The organism is Arthrobacter sp. 001422645 (assembly GCF_059816125.1).
The window spans coordinates 369306-388784 of record NZ_JCBANT010000001.1; the positions used below are offsets into that span (position 1 = coordinate 369306).

Here is a 19479-nt window from a genome sequence, read left to right on the forward strand (position 1 = left end):
GGTGTCTCCCTTTCGGATGGACTGCACGTTCGCCGCCGGCTCGGTTGAGCCGGCGGCGTCCGGGAAGTATTACCAGCGGTAGTGTGCGAAGGCCTTGTTGGACTCGGCCATCTTGTGGGTGTCTTCGCGACGCTTCACAGCGGCACCGAGACCGTTGGAGGCATCCAGAATCTCGTTCTGGAGGCGCTCGGTCATGGTCTTCTCGCGGCGGGCCTTCGAGTAGCCAACCAGCCAGCGCAGGGCGAGGGCGGTGGAGCGACCCGGCTTGACCTCAACCGGAACCTGGTAGGTGGCGCCACCGACACGGCGGGAGCGGACCTCGAGGGAAGGCTTGACGTTCTCCATGGCCTTCTTGAGGGCTGCAACGGGGTCGCCGCCGGACTTGGCACGAGCACCTTCGAGTGCACCGTAAACGATGCGCTCTGCGGTGGACTTCTTGCCGTCAACGAGCACCTTGTTGATCAGCTGGGTGACCAGCGGGGAGCCGTAAACGGGATCTAGAACTAGCGGCCGCTTGGGGGCCGGACCCTTGCGAGGCATATTACTTCTTCTCCATCTTTGCGCCGTAGCGGCTACGAGCCTGCTTACGGTTCTTGACACCCTGGGTATCGAGGGCGCCACGGACGATCTTGTAGCGGACACCCGGAAGGTCCTTAACGCGGCCGCCACGGACGAGCACAATGGAGTGCTCCTGCAGGTTGTGGCCTACACCGGGGATGTACGCGGTGACTTCAACGCCGCCGTTGAGGCGCACACGTGCAACCTTACGCAGAGCCGAGTTCGGCTTCTTCGGGGTCGTCGTGTACACGCGGGTGCAAACACCGCGGCGCATCGGGCTGCCGTTAAGCGCGGGAGCCTTGGTCTTCTTGACCTTAGGCGTGCGGCCCTTGCGGACCAGCTGGTTAATCGTAGGCACTCTCGTGTTCTCCGTTTTATCCGGAGCGGCCGTTGGCAGCCGCTCTCTTGTCGCTGCGCCCCGCCGCTCGAGCTTTGAAGTTCTCTCCAGAGCAGCTGAGGCGAAGCCTTAATAGTCGGACCGCACGCCGGGATCCACGGACTTCCATCCTGAATTGCCCCTAGGCATGCGAAAATGTGGCATACGTTGCACAAGAACCCTGCAAACCGGAAACGTCGTCCTGGTTCAGCCTTCAGCTCTCAGCTGTCTAACTAAACCGGCGCACTCATCCACTGCCACAATAACAATTAGTCTCAAGTCTAACACGGACGGGTCCCAGCCCTTAATCGGCGCGGAACCGGGCTCCTCCGACGTCGGCCGCTCCCCGGTTTAAACGGGGATGGTCCCCCACCTTGCGGCGAGGGACCATCCCGTGGTTCAGGCGTTGAACTACCAAGGGCAGGGTGGCCGGGTCCCTACGTGGCGCGGAACGCGACACGAAAGGGCCCGCCCTGCCCGTTAGCGGAAGTCGCTGCCCAGATCGTAGTCATCCAGCGGGATGGCGTGGAACTCAGGAGCTCCGTCGCCGCCCAGGGAATCGTAGGAGAAGTCACTGAACGCGCTGGGGCCGGTGAACAGATTGGCCTTTGCTTCTTCAGTGGGCTCCACGGTGACCTCGGTGTAGCGCGGGAGACCCGTGCCGGCCGGGATGAGCTTACCGATGATGACGTTTTCCTTGAGGCCGAGCAGCGGATCGCTCTTGCCTTCCATGGCCGCCTGCGTCAGGACGCGGGTGGTCTCCTGGAAGGAAGCTGCGGACAGCCAGGACTCGGTCGCCAGGGACGCCTTGGTGATGCCCATGAGCTCGGGACGGCCGGAAGCCGGCGTCTTGCCCTCGGACACAACGCGGCGGTTGGCATCCTCGAAGCGGCTGCGCTCGGCGAGCTCGCCGGGCAGCAGATCCGATTCGCCGGACTCGATCACCGTGACGCGGCGCAGCATCTGGCGGACGATAACCTCGACGTGCTTGTCGTGGATACCGATGCCCTGGCTGCGGTACACGCCCTGGACCTCGTCCACCAGGAACTTCTGCGCGGCACGGGGGCCCATGATGCGCAGAACCTGCTTGGGGTCGACCGGGCCGTTGATGAGCTTCTGGCCGACGCTGACGTGATCGCCGTCTTCGATGAGAAGACGTGAACGGCGCAGCACCGGGTAAGCGATCTCTTCGGATCCGTCATCCGGGGTGATGACCAGGCGCATCTGGCGCTCGGACTCTTCGATGGCGATGCGGCCGGCTGCTTCAGCAATCGGTGCGACACCCTTCGGAGTACGGGCTTCGAAGAGCTCCTGGATACGGGGCAGACCCTGGGTGATGTCGTCGCCACCGCTGGAGGAAACAGCACCACCGGTGTGGAACGTACGCATGGTCAGCTGGGTACCCGGCTCACCGATGGACTGTGCGGCGATGATGCCGACTGCCTCACCGATGTCGACGGTCTTACCCGTGGCCAGCGAACGGCCGTAGCACAGGGCGCAGGTGCCGACGCTGGACTCACAGGTGAGTACGGAGCGGACCTTGACCTCGGTGATGCCGGCGGCGAACAGTTCGGCAATGACGACGTCGCCGCAGTCAGTGCCGCCCGCGGCCAGGACCTTGCCCTTGGAGTCAACGACATCCACGGCCAGGGTACGGGCGTACGCGCTGTTCTCGACGTTCTCGTCCAGGACCAGCTCGCCGTTGGCGTCAGCCACGGCGATGGCGGTCATGAGACCGCGCTCGGTGCCGCAGTCCTCTTCACGGACGATGACATCCTGCGACACGTCCACCAGACGACGTGTCAGGTAACCCGAGTTGGCGGTACGCAGCGCGGTGTCAGCCAGACCCTTACGGGCACCGTGCGTGGCGATGAAGTATTCCAGCACCGACAGGCCCTCGCGGTAGGAGGACTTGATCGGACGCGGGATGATCTCACCCTTAGGGTTGGCCACCAGGCCACGGATACCCGCGATCTGGCGGACCTGCATCCAGTTACCACGTGCGCCGGAGGACACCATGCGGTTGATGGTGTTCATCGGGGACAGGCTGTCACGCATCGCCTGGGCGATTTCGTTCGTTGCCTTGTTCCAGATTTCGATCAGTTCCTGGCGACGCTCGTCGTCGTCGATCAGGCCCTTGTCGTACTGGCCCTGAATCTTGGCAGCCATGGTCTCGTAGCCGGCGAGGATCCGCGGCTTGTCCTGGGGCACCTCGATGTCGGAGATGGCGACGGTGACGCCGGACCGGGTGGCCCAGTAGAAACCGGCATCCTTCAGGTTGTCCAGCGTTGCGGCCGTGACCACCTTCGGGTAGCGCTCCGCGAGGTCGTTGACGATCCGGGACAGCTCGCCCTTGTCGGCTACATCCTCAACCCACGGGTAGTCCTCGGGCAGGGTCTCGTTGAAGAGGACCTGGCCCAGGGAGGTCTGGACGAGCACGGTCTGACCCGGCTCCCAGCCTTCCGGAGCTTCCCAGCCGGCGTAAGGCACAAAGCCCTCAAGCCGGATCTTGACCTGGGAGTTCAGGTGCAGCTCGTGCAGGTCGTACGCCATGATGGCTTCCGACACGGAGGAGAAGATCCGGCCCTCGCCAGCTGAACCGACACGCTTGGTGGTCAGGTGGTAGAGGCCGATGATCATATCCTGCGAAGGCAGCGTCACCGGGCGGCCGTCAGACGGCTTCAGGATGTTGTTCGAGGACAGCATCAGGATGCGGGCTTCAGCCTGGGCCTCGGGGCTCAGCGGCAGGTGGACTGCCATCTGGTCGCCGTCGAAGTCAGCGTTGAAAGCGCCACAAACCAGCGGGTGAAGCTGGATTGCCTTGCCTTCAACAAGCTGCGGCTCGAACGCCTGGATGCCGAGACGGTGCAGGGTAGGTGCACGGTTCAGCAGCACGGGGTGCTCGGTGATGATCTCTTCGAGGACGTCCCAGACCTGCGGGCGGTAACGCTCGACCATCCGCTTGGCCGACTTGATGTTCTGCGCGTGATTGAGGTCAACCAGGCGCTTCATCACGAACGGCTTGAAGAGCTCCAGTGCCATCTGCTTCGGCAGGCCACACTGGTGCAGCTTCAGCTGCGGGCCGACGACGATCACCGAACGGCCGGAGTAGTCAACGCGCTTACCCAGGAGGTTCTGGCGGAAACGACCCTGCTTGCCCTTGAGCATGTCGCTCAGGGACTTCAGCGGACGGTTGCCCGGTCCGGTGACCGGACGGCCGCGGCGGCCGTTGTCGAAGAGGCTGTCAACAGCTTCCTGAAGCATGCGCTTCTCGTTGTTGACGATGATCTCCGGAGCACCCAGATCAAGCAGTCGCTTGAGGCGGTTGTTGCGGTTGATCACGCGGCGGTACAGGTCGTTGAGGTCGGAGGTCGCGAAGCGGCCGCCGTCCAGCTGGACCATGGGGCGCAGTTCCGGCGGGATCACCGGGACGGCGTCCAGCACCATGCCGAGCGGGCTGTTGTTGGTGGTCAGGAACGCGTTGACCACCTTGAGCCGCTTCAGGGCGCGGGTCTTGCGCTGGCCCTTGCCGTTGGCGATGACGTCACGGAGCATGTCCGACTCGGCCTGCATGTCGAAGTTCTCAAGACGCTTCTTGATCGCCTCGGCACCCATGGAGCCTTCGAAGTACATGCCGTAGCGGTCGCGCAGTTCGCGGTACAGGCCCTCGTCACCTTCAAGGTCGGCGACCTTGAGGTTCTTGAAGCGGTCCCAGACCTGCTCGAGGCGCTCGATCTCAGCATCCGCGCGCTTGCGGACGTTGGCCATCTGGCGGTCAGCGGAGTCGCGGGCCTTCTTCTTGTCGGCAGCCTTGGCGCCTTCGCCTTCGAGACGGGCAAGCTCGTTCTCAAGGTCGCGGGCGATCGTGGCGATGTCGGAGTCGCGGTTGTCGATCAGCTGCTTCTTTTCGATGTCGTGCTCAACCTGGAGGTTGGGCAGTTCTTCGTGGCGGCTGTCGGCGTCGACGCTCGTGATCATGTAGGCGGCGAAGTAGATGACCTTTTCGAGGTCCTTCGGTGCCAGGTCAAGGAGGTAGCCCAGGCGGGACGGAACACCCTTGAAGTACCAGATGTGCGTGACCGGGGCGGCCAGCTCGATGTGGCCCATGCGCTCACGGCGGACCTTTGCACGGGTGACCTCAACGCCACACCGCTCACAAATGATGCCCTTGAAGCGCACGCGCTTGTACTTACCGCAGTAGCATTCCCAGTCGCGGGACGGGCCGAAGATCTTCTCGCAGAAGAGGCCGTCCTTCTCAGGCTTGAGCGTGCGGTAGTTGATGGTTTCCGGCTTCTTAACCTCGCCGTAAGACCAGCCACGGATGTCTTCCGCGGTGGCGAGGCCGATCTGCATGAGGCCGAAGGAGGATTCGCTGGACATATGGTCCCTGTTCTCTCTTGTTCTCTAAATTCTGAAGTCTTGGGTTACGGGAAGAGGGAGGAGGCGCCGGGGAAAAGACAGCGCGGCGGGGCCGCTTGCTTTTCCCCGACCCCTGCCTGCTAAACCTCTTCTACGGAACTGGGCTCTGCACGAGACAGATCGATGCCCAGTTCTTCCGCAGCCGTGAAGACTGCGTCATCAGAGTCACGCATTTCAATTGTGGTTCCGTCCGTGGAAAGAACTTCCACGTTCAGGCACAGCGACTGCATTTCCTTGATCAAGACCTTGAAGGACTCAGGAACGCCCGGCTCCGGGATGTTCTCGCCCTTGACGATGGCTTCGTAGACCTTCACACGACCATGGATGTCATCCGACTTGATCGTGAGGAGCTCCTGGAGCGTGTATGCGGCGCCGTAAGCTTCGAGCGCCCACACTTCCATTTCACCGAAGCGCTGGCCACCGAACTGTGCCTTACCACCCAGCGGCTGCTGCGTGATCATGGAGTACGGGCCGGTGGAGCGCGCGTGGATCTTGTCGTCCACCAGGTGGTGGAGCTTCAGGATGTACATGTAGCCGACCGAGATCGGATCCGGGAACGGCTCGCCGGAGCGGCCGTCGAACAGACGGGTCTTGCCTGAGGAGTTGATCAGGCGGTCGCCGTCGCGGGTGACGTTGGTGGAGTCGAGGAGACCAGTGATTTCCTCTTCACGCGCACCGTCGAAGACCGGCGTTGCAACAGTGGTCGAGCCACTCTCGCGCGGCAGGTTCGGCAGCTGCTTGACCCACTCGGGCTCGCCTTCGATCTTCCAGCCGGTCTTGGCAACCCAGCCAAGGTGCGTTTCCAGCACCTGGCCGACGTTCATACGGCCCGGGACACCCAGCGGGTTCAGGACGATATCAACGGGGGTACCGTCGGCAAGGAAGGGCATGTCCTCGATCGGGAGGATCTTGGAGATAACACCCTTGTTGCCGTGGCGGCCGGCGAGCTTGTCGCCGTCGGTGATCTTGCGCTTGGCAGCCACGTAGACACGGACCAGCTGGTTGACGCCCGGGGGCAGCTCGTCGTCGTTGTCGCGGTCGAAGACCCGGACACCGATCACGGTGCCGGACTCGCCGTGCGGAACCTTCAGGGAGGTGTCGCGCACTTCGCGGGACTTCTCACCGAAGATGGCGCGCAGCAGGCGCTCTTCCGGGGTCAGCTCGGTCTCGCCCTTCGGCGTGACCTTTCCGACCAGGATGTCGCCGGCTTCGACCTCGGCACCGATGTGGATGATGCCACGCTCGTCCAGGCCGGCCAGGACTTCCTCCGACACGTTCGGGATGTCACGGGTGATTTCCTCGGCACCAAGCTTGGTGTCGCGGGCATCGATTTCGTGCTCCTCGATGTGGATGGAGGAAAGGACGTCCTCAGCCACGATGCGCTGGGACAGGATGATGGCATCCTCGAAGTTGTGGCCTTCCCATGACATGAATGCCACGAGCAGGTTCTTGCCAAGGGCCAGTTCGCCCTGGTCCGTTGCCGGGCCGTCGGCGATGATGCCGCCAACTTCCAGGCGCTGGCCTTCGCTCACCAGAACGCGGTGGTTGTAGCAGTTGCCCTGGTTGGAGCGGGCGAACTTGTTGATGCGGTAGTTGGTTTCCGTACCGTCGTCGTTGAGCACGATGACCAGCTCAGCGGAGACCTCGGTCACCACGCCTGCCTTCTTCGCGATGACAACGTCACCGGCGTCGACTGCAGCGGCGCGCTCCATGCCGGTACCGACGAACGGCGCCTCGGAACGGACCAGCGGCACGGCCTGGCGCTGCATGTTGGCACCCATGAGTGCGCGGTTAGCATCGTCGTGCTCGAGGAACGGGATCAGGGCCGTAGCAACGGACACCATCTGGCGCGGGGAAACGTCCATGAACTCGACGTCGGCGGCGGGAACCAGCACAGGCTCGCCTCCACCACCACGGGCGCGGACGAGGACGGTCTCTTCGGCGAACTTCTTGTTCGCGTCGAGCGGAGCGTTGGCCTGGGCAATCAGGACCTCTGCTTCATCGTCGGCCGTGAGGTACTGGACCTCATCGGAGACGACACCCTCGGACACAAGGCGGTACGGGGTCTCGATGAAGCCGAACGGGTTGATACGTCCGTAGGAAGCCAGCGAACCGATCAGACCAATGTTCGGGCCTTCAGGGGTTTCGATGGGGCACATACGTCCGTAGTGGGACGGGTGAACGTCTCGGACTTCCATGCCTGCACGGTCACGGGACAGACCACCCGGGCCAAGCGCCGACAGACGGCGCTTGTGGGTCAGACCCGACAGCGGGTTGTTCTGGTCCATGAACTGGGACAGCTGGGACGTTCCGAAGAACTCCTTGATGGCTGCCACGACGGGGCGGATGTTGATCAGCGTCTGCGGCGTGATGGCCTCGACGTCCTGAGTCGTCATACGCTCGCGGACAACGCGCTCCATACGGGACAGGCCGGTGCGGACCTGGTTCTCGATGAGCTCGCCGACGGCGCGGATGCGGCGGTTGCCGAAGTGGTCGATGTCATCGATCTCAACGCGCAGCTCGTGGTCCTGGCCGTCGCGCTTGCCCGTGAGGGTCTTCTCACCGGCGTGCAGTGCGACGAGGAACTTGATCATGGCGACGATGTCTTCAACGTGCAGGACAGACGCTTCCTTGTCACCAAGGGAGCGGTCGATGCCGAGCTTGCGGTTGATCTTGTAGCGGCCAACCTTGGCCAGATCGTAGCGCTTGGAGTTGAAGTACAGGTTGTCCAGCAGAGACTGGGCAGCCTCGACCGTGGGCGGCTCGCCCGGTCGCAGCTTCCGGTAGATGTCCAGCAAGGCGTCTTCGCGGGTTTCGGTGGCGTCCTTCTCCAGCGTTGCGCGCATGGAGTCGTACTGGCCGAACTCTTCGAGGATCTGGCCTTCGGTCCAGCCGAGGGCCTTCAGCAGCACCGTGACGGACTGCTTGCGCTTGCGGTCGAGACGGACGCCGACCTGGTCGCGCTTGTCGATTTCAAGTTCGAACCAGGCACCGCGGGACGGGATGATCTTCGCAGTGAAGATGTCCTTGTCACTGGTCTTGTCGGCGGTGCGCTCAAAGTAGGCGCCCGGGGAGCGGACCAGCTGGGAGACAACAACACGCTCGGTGCCGTTGACAACGAAGGTGCCCTTCTCGGTCATCAGCGGGAAGTCACCCATGAACACGGTCTGCTGCTTGATTTCGCCCGTGTTGTTGTTCATGAATTCGGCCTTGACGTACAGCGGAGCCGAGTACGTTGCGTCCCGGTCCTTGCACTCGGCCATCGTGTATTTCGGATCAGCGAACTCCGGCTCGGAGAAGCTCAGGGACATGGTGCCCTGGAAATCCTCGATCGGGGAGATCTCTTCGAAAATGTCGGACAGACCCGAGGAGGTGGCGACGCTGAGGTCGCCTTCTTCGACGGCCTTGGCTACGCGTGCCTGCCAGCGTTCGTTTCCGACCAGCCAGTCAAAGCTGTCGGTTTGCAGGGCAAGCAGATTCGGAACGTCAAGCGGTTCGTGAATCTTTGCGAATGAGAGCCGGCGGGTTGCACCGTCGGTGCTGTCGGCATTGATAGCGGTTGCAGCGTTGTTTACATTAGAGGTGCTCGAGGCGACCAAGAGGGATCCTTCCACAGACCTTCAGGCGTTTTCAGATCTCCCCCGTTATGCACCCTGCAGAGTGACTCCGCAGTGCTACCAGTCCGGTTCCGCTATATGACCCGGGACCCGCGCTGACCATGATGGTGCCGTTGTTGACGGCACATTGATGGCGCAGCTGCCAGGCTAAGCCCACCGCTATATGAAGGCTGAAGGTAAACAGGGAAGACGCAAATATCTACGATACGGCAAAGCAACCTACTTGTCTACCCCACTTCGCCCGGGATTGCAAACATCGGCCGGGCCCCCGGATGCGGCAGACAGGGCGGCAGAGCGCGCGGACCACGCGCCGGCGGGCTCAACCGGCGCTCAAATGGCTCCGTGACGGGGGTCACGATAACCTTGCTGTATATCGTCCAAGATCGGAAGAGAAAACCATGAGCAACTCTGCAGACGACAATGATGTTGTCATCCTCGCCGCCGCCCGCACCCCCCAGGGCCGCCTGAACGGGCAGCTCGCCAGCTTCACGGCCGTGCAGCTCGGTGCCCACGCCATCAAGGCAGCCCTGGCCGCCAGCGGCGTCAAGGCCGAGCAGGTGGACTCGGTGATCATGGGCCAGGTACTGCAGGCCGGGGCGGGCCAGAACCCCGCCCGCCAGAGCGCCGTCGGCGCCGGCATCGGCTGGAACGTGCCCACCGTGACCATCAACAAGGTCTGCCTGTCCGGGTTGACCGCCGTGATCGACGCGGCCCGGATGATCCGCAGCGGCGACGCTACAGTGGTGGTGGCCGGCGGCCAGGAGTCCATGACCCGCGCACCGCACCTGCTCCCCGGCTCCCGGCAGGGCTGGACCTACGGTTCCATCCAGGCCCTCGACGCCGCAGCCCACGACGGCTTGACCGACGCCTTTGACGGCCAGTCCATGGGATTGTCCACCGAGAGCAGGAACCTCACGCTGGGGATCGACCGCGCATCCCAGGACGAGGTGGCGGCTGCGTCCCACCAGCGCGCCGCCCGGGCCGCCAAGGACGGCGTGTTCGACGTCGAAATCTCCCCAATCAGCGTCAAGCAGCGCAAGGGCGAACCGGTCATCCTGGCCGCGGACGAAGGCATCCGGCCGGACACGACCGCGGGTTCCTTGGCCGGCCTGCGGGCAGCGTTCGCCACGGACGGCACCATCACCGCCGGCAACTCCTCTCCCCTGTCCGATGGCGCCTCCGCCCTGGTGCTCTCCTCGCGGCGGTTCGCCGAGGACAACGGTCTGGAGTACCTCGCCGTCGTCGGCAAGCCCGGGCAGGTTGCCGGGCCGGACAACTCGCTGCACTCCCAGCCCTCCAATGCCATCAAAAGCGCCCTGGGCAAGGCCGGCTGGTCCGCCGCCGACCTGGACTTCATCGAGATCAACGAGGCCTTCGGCTCCGTAGCCGTGCAGTCGCTCAAGGACCTCGACTACCCGCTGGAGAAGTGCAATCTCCACGGTGGCGCGATCGCCTTGGGCCACCCCATCGGAGCGTCCGGCGCCCGGCTTGCGCTGCATGCCGCACACGAGCTCAAGCGCCGCGGCACCGGGAAGGCGGCTGTGTCCCTGTGCGGCGGCGGCGGCCAGGGCGAAGCCCTCCTGCTGTACCGCGACTGAGCGCTGTGACGGATCCCGCAGCGCCTGGAAAGGGCCGGGCCGGTGAAAGTGCGGACGACGGCGGACCCGTCGGCCGGGAGCGGTTCCTGGCCGCCGCCGCCGCGCGGGGCCTCAACGTCCGGCTCGTCGAGCGGCTGGCCGCGAACAGCCTCGAGGAGGCGGCACGGATCCTGGGGATCCAGCCCGGGGATATCGTGAAGTCGCTCGTGGTCAAGCACAAGGACGGCAGCTTCCTGTTCGCCCTCATCCCGGGCGACCGGCAGATCTCCTGGCCCAAGCTCCGGGCGCTGCTCGGAGTCAACAAACTCTCGCTGCCGACGGCGGAAGTCGCCCTGGATGCCACGGGCTATGAGCGGGGCACCATCACCCCGCTGGGGAGCACCGTGGCTTGGCCCGTGTACGCGGACCGGAGCATCACGGGCCGCCGGATTTCCATGGGTGCCGGCGAACACGGCTACAGCGCCTTCGTGGACGCCGACGCCCTGACCGCCGCGCTCGATGCGGTCGTCGCTGACATCTCCGAACCGAATTGACCGGCCACCCGATATAACCCGGCCGATCTAACCCGGCCGGGTTAACTGGGCCGGGTTAACAACCAGCGCGGGGTCACTTCGCGTCCGTCCCACACCTGGGATGGGCCGGAGTGACCCCGCGTTGCTTGTCTGCGGACGCTGGCACCGGTGTGCCGGAACGTCAGGCACCGGTGCGCCCGGAACGCAGGAAACCCCGCCCACCGGAGTGGACGGGGTTTCCCGGAGCAGAACGGGAACACGAGGTTCCCGGCCGGTTCCAGAAGCGGCGAGTTACTTGAGGGTAACGCGTGCGCCGGCTTCTTCGAGCTGTGCAACAGCCTTCTCGGCAGCTTCCTTGGTGACGCCTTCGAGAACAGCCTTCGGAGCGCTGTCAACCAGGTCCTTGGCTTCCTTGAGGCCGAGGGAAGTGATTGCGCGAACTTCCTTGATCACTGCGATCTTCTTGTCGCCAGCAGCTTCGAGGACGACGTCGAATGCCGTCTTCTCCTCTTCTTCTGCAGCAGCGCCGGCAGCGGGGCCAGCAACTGCAACAGCAGCAGCGGTAACTTCGAAGGTCTCTTCGAAGAGCTTGACGAACTCAGAGAGCTCGATGATGGTCAGTTCCTTGAAAGCTTCAATGAGCTCTTCGTTGGTGAGCTTCGCCATGGTGTGGCGTCCTTCCTATAGTGGTGCGCGGCGGCCCGGAGGCTCGCCTTTACACCGGAGTCTGGTTTAGAGAGTTAGTTCTCTTCGGGGGCTGCGGCGTCGGCCGGAGCCTCAGCAGCTGCGTCAGCGGGAGCGTCGGCCGGGGCTTCTTCAGTGGCGGGCGCTTCGGCTTCGGCCGGTGCACCGTTCTCTTCTTCAAGCTTGAGGCGCAGCGCGTCGATGATGCGTGCAGCGGCGGCAGCAGGAGCCTTGAGGATGCCTGCAACCTTGGCGAGCTGCAGCTCGCGGGACTCGAGTGCTGCCAGGGCAGCAACTTCGCTGGCGTTCAGTGCCTTGCCCTCGAAGTAACCGGTCTTGATAACCAGCTGCTTGTTGGTCTTGGCAAAATCCGTCAGGCTCTTGGCAGCGGCAACTGCGTCACCCTTGATGAACGCGATTGCAGTGGGGCCGGCGAGCTGACCGTCGAATGCTTCGACACCAGCTTCCTTGGCTGCAATGGCGGTCAGGGTGTTCTTGACGACCGAGAACTTGGTGTCCTGGCCGAGAGAGACACGCAGCTGCTTGAGCTGTGCAACGGTGAGCCCGCGGTATTCGGTCAGGACAGCGGCGTTCGATTCCTTGAAATCGTTAGTGATCTCAGCTACTGCTGAAACCTTGCTAGGCGTTGCCATAACCCTCCTTCCGGGGATAGTGCCGGTGTTTCCCGGTCCCCGCTCAAAAGAGCTAAAAACTAAAAACGCCCCGCGCAGATGCACGGGGCTTGTCTCGACGCAGTCCATGACTGCGGAGCTTTGCTTCGTTCACCTGCGCCGGCCGCCCTCTGTTCAGGGTCCTTCGTCTGAAAATCCACTGGCCCTCCCGGCGCGACTGCAGAAGTGAGTCTTGCTTGGGAGAGTGGATTTCCAACAACCGACGGTCTTTGGTTCACCCAGCTTACGCGAGACGTGGCACCCAGTCCAAATCGGCGGCCCGGCCGGCCGGTCAGCTGCTGCTCGGGCCGAAGTCCGGGAGTTCCTTCTGCCAGATCCCCGTCACGCCGGCGGTGGTGAACCCGAGCTGCAGGTTGACCTTGAGCAGGTACCGGTTCTCGGGGGCGTTCCAGGTATAGAGGACCCGGGCATCCGGGAACTGCTCAGAGAGCCGCTCCATGTTTGCGACCTTGATCAGCAGGCCCAGCTTGTTCCCGCGGTGCTCCCGCAGGACCACCGTGTCGTCCTGGAACACCACGTCGGGGCGCAGCGCGAGGACGCTGATGGTGGTCAGCCCAACGAGGCCGCCGCTGGCGAGATGCTCGACGGCGGTGACCACCGTTCTGCGGCCCTGCGCGATGGCGACGTCCTCCGCCTCACGGAGGATGCCGCCGTCGAACACCATGACCGTGTCATCAACCCCGGGCACGCCGTCTTCGCCGGCGCTGTTTTCCAGCGCGGCGACCGCCTCAAGCCACTCGTCGGGACACCGGTCCGTCCAGTGATGCAGCCGGTACCGGCCGCCGTTGGCTTCTTCCGCCTCGGTCTCCAGCTCCTCGACCAGCGCGCTGTCGAGGGGAAGTGTGCAGGCACTGAATTGTTCGATGTGCTGCAGGGTGTAGCCGCTGTGACGGGCGAACTCCACCTCACGGCTGTTCATCGGTACGAAGCCGAGGCCCGTGCCGGGCACCAGCTGGCCCTCCGCGTTGTCCCCCAGCGAGGAACTCGGATGGTTCGTATCGATGAGGATGGTGTGCCGGCCCTCGTCACGAGCGAAGTGCTCCGCGGCTTCAAGAAGCTGCCGGCCCACGCCCCGGCCCTGGAACTCGGGCAGGATGTCGAGGGCGAACTCCGCCAGATCGAGGTTGTCCGCGAGCGGCAGGGCGATGTCAACGGTCCCGACGATCTCGCCGTCGACCTTGGCCACGAGGATGACCTGGCGCTCGTAGGGGTCCGCCATCTCCAGGAGTTTTTCCTGCGGCGCATAGGCGAGGTCATCGCTCCCCCAGGTCTGCATGCGCACCTTGCGGCCCACTTCGACGGCGGCGATGAAGTCCGCAGCGTCCTTCCCGGCCAGCGAATCGGGGATCCACAGCTGTTCAATCCGTACGTCGTTTGCCATAGAGGGCATCATCCCAGCCGTTCTGCCGTCCACCACGTGTGCCGGAACCCGGCGTCAGCCGGGCTTTCACCCGTCAGCATATGCCGGTTTCGGTCACCGTTCCATGGGTTACGCCGTCACCACCTTCTGCCATTCGCCGTCCCAGCCCGCGGGCCGGAAACCAAGGGCGACATTGATGGCGAGCATGTGGTCGTTTTCCGCCGCGTTGAAGGTGATGACGCGTTCCACCGCCGGGTACTCCGCCAGCAGGCGGCGGAGGTTCCGGATCTTGACCAGCATGCCCAGGCGGTGTCCGCGGTGGCTTGCCGCGACGAGGGTGTCGTCCTGGTCGGCCAGCCACGGTTTGCTGGGCGCCAGCTCCAGCACGGAGTACGCGGCCAGTTCGCCGTTTTCGCGGTGCCTTGCGGCGGTGACGAGGGAGATGTTTCCGGCCTGCATCCAAGTCTCCTCAACGTTGCGGACGCGGGCAACATCCCAAGTCTCTTCCTCATAGCTGAGCCCGCCCGTCGGCGCATCCGTGCTCATCCGGGACATCAGCACGGCAAGCTGCTCGGCGTACTCATCCGGGCAACGGTCCGCCCAGGTGACCAGCTCGTAGTCCTCGGCTTTGGCCAGCGCTTCCCGCTCCAGGGCGTCCAGCAGCGCCGGAGCCGGCGGCATGCTGAGGCTGCTGAACCGCTCCACCTGCTCCAGCCGGTAGCCCGCTGCCGTGGCGAAGCGGACGCCGCGGGCCGCCGTCGGCAGCGCGCCGGTGCCGGTCAGCGGCGTGATCACCTCCGGGCCGTCAGCGTCGAAGTCCGCCGGGTGTTCCGTGAAGGTCATCAGGATGCTGCGGTTGTCGGCGGCGGCCAGCGCTTCGGCGTGTTCGAGCAGGGCGCGGCCGATCCCGCTGCCGGTGTAGCCGTTCAGGACGTCCACGTGGAGGAGCGCGCTGCCGAGGTTTTCCTGCAGCTCGCAGCGGATCCAGGACCGTGCGACCATCCGGCCGTCCACCCGGACGAAGAAAAGCCGCATGCGCGTGTACGCGTCGTCCTTCCAGTACCGCAGCCGCGCCTCGGGCGGTGCGGCCCGGTCGAGGTTGCCCCAGCTCTCCAGGACCAGGGCGTCGCTGAGCCGGCTGAAGTCCAGGAAGTCACCGGCGTCCGGCGCGTCGATGGATTCCGGCAGGATCAGGGGTTCTACGTGGTAGGTCGGTGCATTCACCGGGACAGCGTAACCGGCGCCCGGAATGCAGAAAAGACCGCCCCGCGGAGGCGGGACGGTCTTTTCGCTGCTTCTTACGGCAAGCCTGGTGAGGCTTAGACCTCGGTCAGGACCTTGGTGACGTTGGGGTCAACCGAGATGCCCGGGCCGAACGTCGTGGCGACGGTGGCCTTCTGGATGTAGCGGCCCTTGGAAGCGGACGGCTTGAGGCGGAGAACCTCTTCCAGAGCGGCGGCGTAGTTCTCGGCCAGCTTCATGGCGTCAAAGGAAACCTTGCCGATGATGAAGTGCAGGTTCGAGTGCTTGTCGACGCGGAAGTCGATCTTGCCGCCCTTGATGTCGTTGACGGCCTTGGCGACGTCAGCGGTCACGGTGCCGGTCTTCGGGTTCGGCATCAGGTTACGCGGGCCCAGGACCTTACCGAGGCGGCCAACCTTGCCCATGAGGTCAGGGGTGGCGACGGCGGCGTCGAAGTCGGTCCAGCCGGCTGCGATCTTTTCGATCAGGTCATCGGAACCAACGAAGTCGGCGCCGGCAGCGATTGCTGCTTCAGCCTTGTCGCCCGTTGCGAAAACGAGGACGCGGGCGACCTTACCGGTGCCGTGCGGCAGGTTGACGGTGCCGCGGACCATCTGGTCAGCCTTACGCGGGTCTACACCCAGGCGGAAAGCGACCTCAACGGTGGCGTCGAACTTGGACGGGTTGGTGTCCTTGGCCAGCGTCACTGCCTCGAACGGCGCGTAGAACTTCTCCGCGTCGATCTTGGCTGCGGCTGCCTCATATGCTTTGCTGCGCTTTGCCATGCTGCTTATTTCTCCTTGTGCAGTTGTGGTCTGCGGACCGCGCTGGGCCCTGCCACAGTCGGGGCTCCGAACGGTTTATCCGTTCCGGGGTCCCGCTCTTGAATGTTTAGGTGGTGCCGGTTGCCCGGCGGTGCTGATCGGCGTCGTGCACGGTTTCCCGGACGCGGCGCATCAGCGGTGAGGAATTAACCCTCGACGGTGATACCCATGGAGCGGGCGGTGCCGGCGATGATCTTGGCGGCGCCTTCCAGGCTGGTGGCGTTGAGGTCTTCCATCTTGGTGGTGGCGATCTCGTTGACCTGGGCCTGGGTCAGCTTGGCAACCTTGACGGTGTGCGGGGTAGCCGAACCCTTGGCGACGCCTGCAGCCTTCTTGATGAGCTCTGCAGCCGGCGGGGTCTTGGTGATGAACGTGAATGAACGGTCCTCGTAGACCGTGATTTCAACCGGAATAACGTTGCCGCGCTGGGCTTCCGTCGCAGCGTTGTACGCCTTGCAGAATTCCATGATGTTGACACCGTGCTGGCCAAGCGCAGGACCGATCGGCGGGGCCGGGTTAGCGGCACCTGCCTGGATCTGCAGCTTGATGAGGCCGGTGACCTTCTTCTTGGGAGCCAATGTAGGGTCCTTCTCTCAATTACGTCCTGGGACACAGGAGCGTGCCTCAGGTTGGTGGCCGCCATGGCGAGGCGGCCGGCCGCCCCTGACTGCTAAAGCGGGCAGTCCGGGGCGAATTCTGTGGGGGTAACTAGATCTTGCTGACCTGGTTGAATGCCAGCGTGACCGGGGTCTCGCGCTCGAAGATGGAAACCAGCACCACGAGGGTCTGGGAATCCACCTTGATTTCGGAGATCGTGGCCGGAAGGGTCTCGAAGGGACCTTCCTTGACGATGACCGACTCGCCAACTTCGAAGTCGACGTCGATCTGTGCGGCGGCGTGCTTGACCGGCTTGCCCTTCTCGGCCTGCTCTTCTTCGAAGACTGGGGCGAGCATGGAGAAGACCTCGTCAAGGCGCAGCGGGACCGGGTTGTGGGCGTTGCCCACGAAGCCGGTGACACCGGGGGTGTGGCGGACGGCGCCCCAGGAGGCATCCGTCAGGTCCATGCGGACCAGGACGTAGCCGGGGATGCGGACGCGGTTAATGACCTTGCGCTGAGCGTTCTTGATCTCAACGACTTCCTCCATCGGAACCTGGATTTCGAAGATGTAATCTTCCATGTCCAGGGTCTGGATGCGGGTTTCAAGGTTGGCCTTCACGCGGTTTTCATAACCTGCGTAGGAGTGGATGACGTACCAGTCACCTTCCTGGCGGCGCAGCTTAGCCTTGAATTCATCGGCCGGATCAACCTCTGCGGCGGCAGCAGCAGCGGCCAGCGCGTCGCCGGACTCGCCCTCAGCTTCTTCGCCGGCGTCGTCGCCCGCCTCAGCGGCTTCAGCCGTATCAGCAGCCTCGTCAGCGACGTCGGATTCGGGCGCAGCAGACGCAGCCTCGGACTCTTCCCCGGCTTCCACCGCGGCGTCCTGGCTCTTATCCAGCTCAGTCTCAGTTACCTCGAGCTCCTGCTCTGACACTTGGTCTCCTGCTTCCTCATTGCCTAACATGCCTATTTAAATGACTCAATTCCGCACACCCCGCGGATTCCCCGGAATCCCGGTGGTAATCCACGCAGTCTGCGGACCGGTCGCCTTAGCTGTCCGTGGGGCCCGTGCCGCCGAAGACCCAGCCCACGGCAGTCCCGAAGGCCAGATCCAGCAGGGTGACGATGAGCATCATGATGACCACGAACACCAGCACCACGAGGGTGTAGTTGATCAGTTCCTTGCGGGTCGGTGCGACGACCTTCTTCAGTTCGCCGATGACCTGGCGGACGAAGAGCGCGATTCGAGCGAAGAAGCCCGCCTTGGGGGCGTTCTTGGCGGGGCGGCCACTGGAGCTGCTTGCAGCCGTTTCGGTCACCTGGTCCTCACTCATCCTCGCAATGTCGGATACCCGGCTCTGAACTGAACCATGGTTGCTGCGCTTGTTCCGGAGAAACCGGAACAGCTTGCGCAGGGCAGACAGGACTCGAACCTGCAACCTGCGGTTTTGGAGACCGCTGCGCTACCAATTGCGCCACTACCCTATGGGTCGAAAAACTGGTTCCGGCCCGTTTCCCCAGACTTCCCTGAGGCGCAGACCATCATCGTGTTTTCAACACCGGAGAACCAGTCTACGCAACAACTGCGCCTACGTCGAACCGGCCTCACCGGACGCTCCGTGTCACCGGGAAAATAAGCCGCGAAGTCGCCACCGCGTGCGCAGTCACAATTCCCGGCCGGCACCCCGGACCGTCCGCAGATCAGCATAGAGTAGATTTCGTCGAATCCCACAAACAGCCCCCGAGGCTGCTAGCGAAGAATGGACCCGCGATGCCTGCCGCCCGCATTTCACAGCGAATTTCCGCCATAGCCGAATCCGCCACGTTGGCCGTTGATGCCAAGGCGAAGGCACTGAAGGCGGCCGGCCGCCCGGTCATCGGCTTCGGCGCCGGGGAGCCTGACTTCCCGACCCCCGGGTACATCGTGCAGGCAGCCATCGAAGCCGCCAGCCAGCCCAAGTACCACCGCTACTCTCCGGCCGGCGGGCTGCCGGAGCTGAAGCAGGCCATCGCGGAGAAGACGTTCCGGGATTCCGGTTACAAGGCCGAAGCGTCCCAGGTGCTGGTCACCAACGGCGGCAAGCAGGCCGTGTACAACACCTTCGCCACACTGCTGGATCCGGGCGACGAGGTCATCGTCCCCACGCCGTTCTGGACCACCTACCCGGAAGCCATCCGGCTCGCGGGCGGCGTTCCGGTCGAGGTCTTCGCAGGACCGGAGCAGGAGTACCTGGTCACGGTGGAGCAGCTCGAGGGCGCCCTCACCGACCGCACCAAAATCCTGCTCTTCGTCTCCCCGTCCAACCCCACGGGGGCCGTGTACTCCCCGGAACAGGTCAGGGAGATCGGCCAGTGGGCCGCTGCCAAGGGCCTCTGGGTGGTCACGGATGAGATCTACGAGCACCTGACCTATGACGGCGTGCCCTTCACTTCGATCGCCACGGCCGTCCCGGAGCTGGGCGACAAGGTGGTCATCCTCAACGGCGTCGCGAAGACCTATGCCATGACCGGCTGGCGCGTGGGCTGGATGATCGGCCCGGCCGATGTCATCAAGGCCGCAACCAACCTGCAGTCGCACGCCACCTCCAACGTCTCCAACATCCCGCAGGTGGCAGCCCTCGCCGCAGTGTCCGGCCCGCTGACCGCCGTCGATGAGATGAAACTGGCGTTCGACCGCCGCCGCAAGGCCATCGTGGCCGGGCTGAACGCCATCGAGGGCGTGGAATGCCCGACGCCGAAGGGCGCCTTCTACGTCTATGCCGACGTCCGCGCCCTGCTCGGCAAGGAGTTCCCCTCCGCGAACGGACCGGTCCGGCCGTCGACGTCAGCCGAGCTTGCCGCCCTGATCCTGGACGAGGTGGAGGTGGCGGTGGTTCCGGGCGAGGCTTTCGGCCCCTCGGGCTACCTGCGCCTCTCCTACGCCCTCGGCGACGAGGACCTGGCCACCGGCGTCGCCCGGCTGCAGGACTTCCTCGGCAAGGCGCAGTAGGACGCCCCC

At 64.2% G+C, this 19479-nt stretch carries 15 protein-coding genes and 1 tRNA gene; 3 read left to right on the forward strand and 13 right to left on the reverse strand.

Going from position 1 to position 19479, the window contains the following annotated elements:
- Positions 1 to 69: 69 nt before the first annotated feature.
- From rpsG to rpoB, 4 genes are all read right to left on the reverse strand, one after another.
- Positions 70 to 540 carry a 30S ribosomal protein S7 gene (rpsG, locus tag AC6EUH_RS01705; RefSeq protein WP_011692813.1) on the reverse strand — a complete coding sequence of 157 codons (471 nt, stop codon included), beginning with the start codon at positions 538 to 540 and terminating at the stop codon, positions 70 to 72.
- 1 nt (position 541) lies between these two features.
- Positions 542 to 916 (reverse strand): 30S ribosomal protein S12, encoded by a 375-nt coding sequence (gene rpsL / locus AC6EUH_RS01710; RefSeq protein WP_011692814.1) that lies wholly within the window; start codon positions 914 to 916, stop codon positions 542 to 544.
- A 498-nt stretch (positions 917 to 1414) separates the two neighbouring features.
- Positions 1415 to 5314 carry a DNA-directed RNA polymerase subunit beta' gene (locus tag AC6EUH_RS01715; RefSeq protein ID WP_056425211.1) on the reverse strand — a complete coding sequence of 1300 codons (3900 nt, stop codon included), beginning with the start codon at positions 5312 to 5314 and terminating at the stop codon, positions 1415 to 1417.
- Between the two features lie 119 nt (positions 5315 to 5433).
- Positions 5434 to 8952 carry a DNA-directed RNA polymerase subunit beta gene (gene rpoB / locus AC6EUH_RS01720; protein WP_056425206.1) on the reverse strand — a complete coding sequence of 1173 codons (3519 nt, stop codon included), beginning with the start codon at positions 8950 to 8952 and terminating at the stop codon, positions 5434 to 5436.
- 416 nt (positions 8953 to 9368) lie between these two features.
- Between rpoB and AC6EUH_RS01725 the strand changes: the two genes are divergently transcribed.
- On the forward strand, positions 9369 to 10568 hold the full coding sequence (locus AC6EUH_RS01725; protein ID WP_499737622.1) for an acetyl-CoA C-acetyltransferase: 1200 nt from the start codon (positions 9369 to 9371) through the stop codon (positions 10566 to 10568).
- 5 nt (positions 10569 to 10573) lie between these two features.
- The gene (locus tag AC6EUH_RS01730; RefSeq protein ID WP_056425198.1) at positions 10574 to 11101 is read left to right on the forward strand and encodes an aminoacyl-tRNA deacylase; all 528 of its coding nucleotides are present in this window, start codon (positions 10574 to 10576) and stop codon (positions 11099 to 11101) included.
- Positions 11102 to 11371: 270 nt separating this feature from the next.
- Here the strand turns inward: AC6EUH_RS01730 and rplL are convergent, their stop codons facing one another.
- From rplL to AC6EUH_RS01775, 9 genes are all read right to left on the reverse strand, one after another.
- Positions 11372 to 11746, reverse strand: coding sequence for a 50S ribosomal protein L7/L12 (rplL, locus tag AC6EUH_RS01735; protein WP_056425195.1), 375 nt, complete (start codon positions 11744 to 11746; stop codon positions 11372 to 11374).
- Between the two features lie 74 nt (positions 11747 to 11820).
- On the reverse strand, positions 11821 to 12417 hold the full coding sequence (gene rplJ, locus AC6EUH_RS01740; protein WP_499737623.1) for a 50S ribosomal protein L10: 597 nt from the start codon (positions 12415 to 12417) through the stop codon (positions 11821 to 11823).
- A 310-nt stretch (positions 12418 to 12727) separates the two neighbouring features.
- On the reverse strand, positions 12728 to 13837 hold the full coding sequence (locus AC6EUH_RS01745; RefSeq protein WP_499737624.1) for a GNAT family N-acetyltransferase: 1110 nt from the start codon (positions 13835 to 13837) through the stop codon (positions 12728 to 12730).
- 108 nt (positions 13838 to 13945) lie between these two features.
- On the reverse strand, positions 13946 to 15040 hold the full coding sequence (locus AC6EUH_RS01750) for a GNAT family N-acetyltransferase (RefSeq protein ID WP_499737625.1): 1095 nt from the start codon (positions 15038 to 15040) through the stop codon (positions 13946 to 13948).
- A gap of 95 nt (positions 15041 to 15135) precedes the next feature.
- Positions 15136 to 15843, reverse strand: coding sequence for a 50S ribosomal protein L1 (gene rplA / locus AC6EUH_RS01755; RefSeq protein ID WP_056425191.1), 708 nt, complete (start codon positions 15841 to 15843; stop codon positions 15136 to 15138).
- 185 nt (positions 15844 to 16028) lie between these two features.
- Positions 16029 to 16460 (reverse strand): 50S ribosomal protein L11, encoded by a 432-nt coding sequence (gene rplK / locus AC6EUH_RS01760; protein WP_018773647.1) that lies wholly within the window; start codon positions 16458 to 16460, stop codon positions 16029 to 16031.
- Positions 16461 to 16590: 130 nt separating this feature from the next.
- The gene (gene nusG / locus AC6EUH_RS01765; RefSeq protein WP_056425188.1) at positions 16591 to 17415 is read right to left on the reverse strand and encodes a transcription termination/antitermination protein NusG; all 825 of its coding nucleotides are present in this window, start codon (positions 17413 to 17415) and stop codon (positions 16591 to 16593) included.
- 115 nt (positions 17416 to 17530) lie between these two features.
- Positions 17531 to 17815 carry a preprotein translocase subunit SecE gene (gene secE, locus AC6EUH_RS01770; protein WP_056426579.1) on the reverse strand — a complete coding sequence of 95 codons (285 nt, stop codon included), beginning with the start codon at positions 17813 to 17815 and terminating at the stop codon, positions 17531 to 17533.
- Between the two features lie 78 nt (positions 17816 to 17893).
- A tRNA-Trp gene (locus tag AC6EUH_RS01775) sits at positions 17894 to 17966 on the reverse strand.
- A gap of 286 nt (positions 17967 to 18252) precedes the next feature.
- On the opposite strand from AC6EUH_RS01775, the gene AC6EUH_RS01780 reads away from it, so the two are divergent.
- Positions 18253 to 19470, forward strand: coding sequence for a pyridoxal phosphate-dependent aminotransferase (locus AC6EUH_RS01780; protein WP_499737626.1), 1218 nt, complete (start codon positions 18253 to 18255; stop codon positions 19468 to 19470).
- Positions 19471 to 19479 lie beyond the last annotated feature (9 nt).

What these genes read in the sequence shown, in the direction of transcription:
- secE (WP_056426579.1), bottom strand. Translation starts at nt 17,815, where the DNA reads ATGAGTGAGGACCAGGTGACCGAAACGGCTGCAAGCAGCTCCAGTGGC.
- rpsG (WP_011692813.1), bottom strand. Translation starts at nt 540, where the DNA reads ATGCCTCGCAAGGGTCCGGCCCCCAAGCGGCCGCTAGTTCTAGATCCC.
- rplL (WP_056425195.1), bottom strand. Translation starts at nt 11,746, where the DNA reads ATGGCGAAGCTCACCAACGAAGAGCTCATTGAAGCTTTCAAGGAACTG.
- AC6EUH_RS01780 (WP_499737626.1), top strand. Translation starts at nt 18,253, where the DNA reads ATGCCTGCCGCCCGCATTTCACAGCGAATTTCCGCCATAGCCGAATCC.
- rplJ (WP_499737623.1), bottom strand. Translation starts at nt 12,417, where the DNA reads ATGGCAACGCCTAGCAAGGTTTCAGCAGTAGCTGAGATCACTAACGAT.
- rplA (WP_056425191.1), bottom strand. Translation starts at nt 15,843, where the DNA reads ATGGCAAAGCGCAGCAAAGCATATGAGGCAGCCGCAGCCAAGATCGAC.
- AC6EUH_RS01715 (WP_056425211.1), bottom strand. Translation starts at nt 5,314, where the DNA reads ATGTCCAGCGAATCCTCCTTCGGCCTCATGCAGATCGGCCTCGCCACC.
- AC6EUH_RS01745 (WP_499737624.1), bottom strand. Translation starts at nt 13,837, where the DNA reads ATGGCAAACGACGTACGGATTGAACAGCTGTGGATCCCCGATTCGCTG.
- AC6EUH_RS01725 (WP_499737622.1), top strand. Translation starts at nt 9,369, where the DNA reads ATGAGCAACTCTGCAGACGACAATGATGTTGTCATCCTCGCCGCCGCC.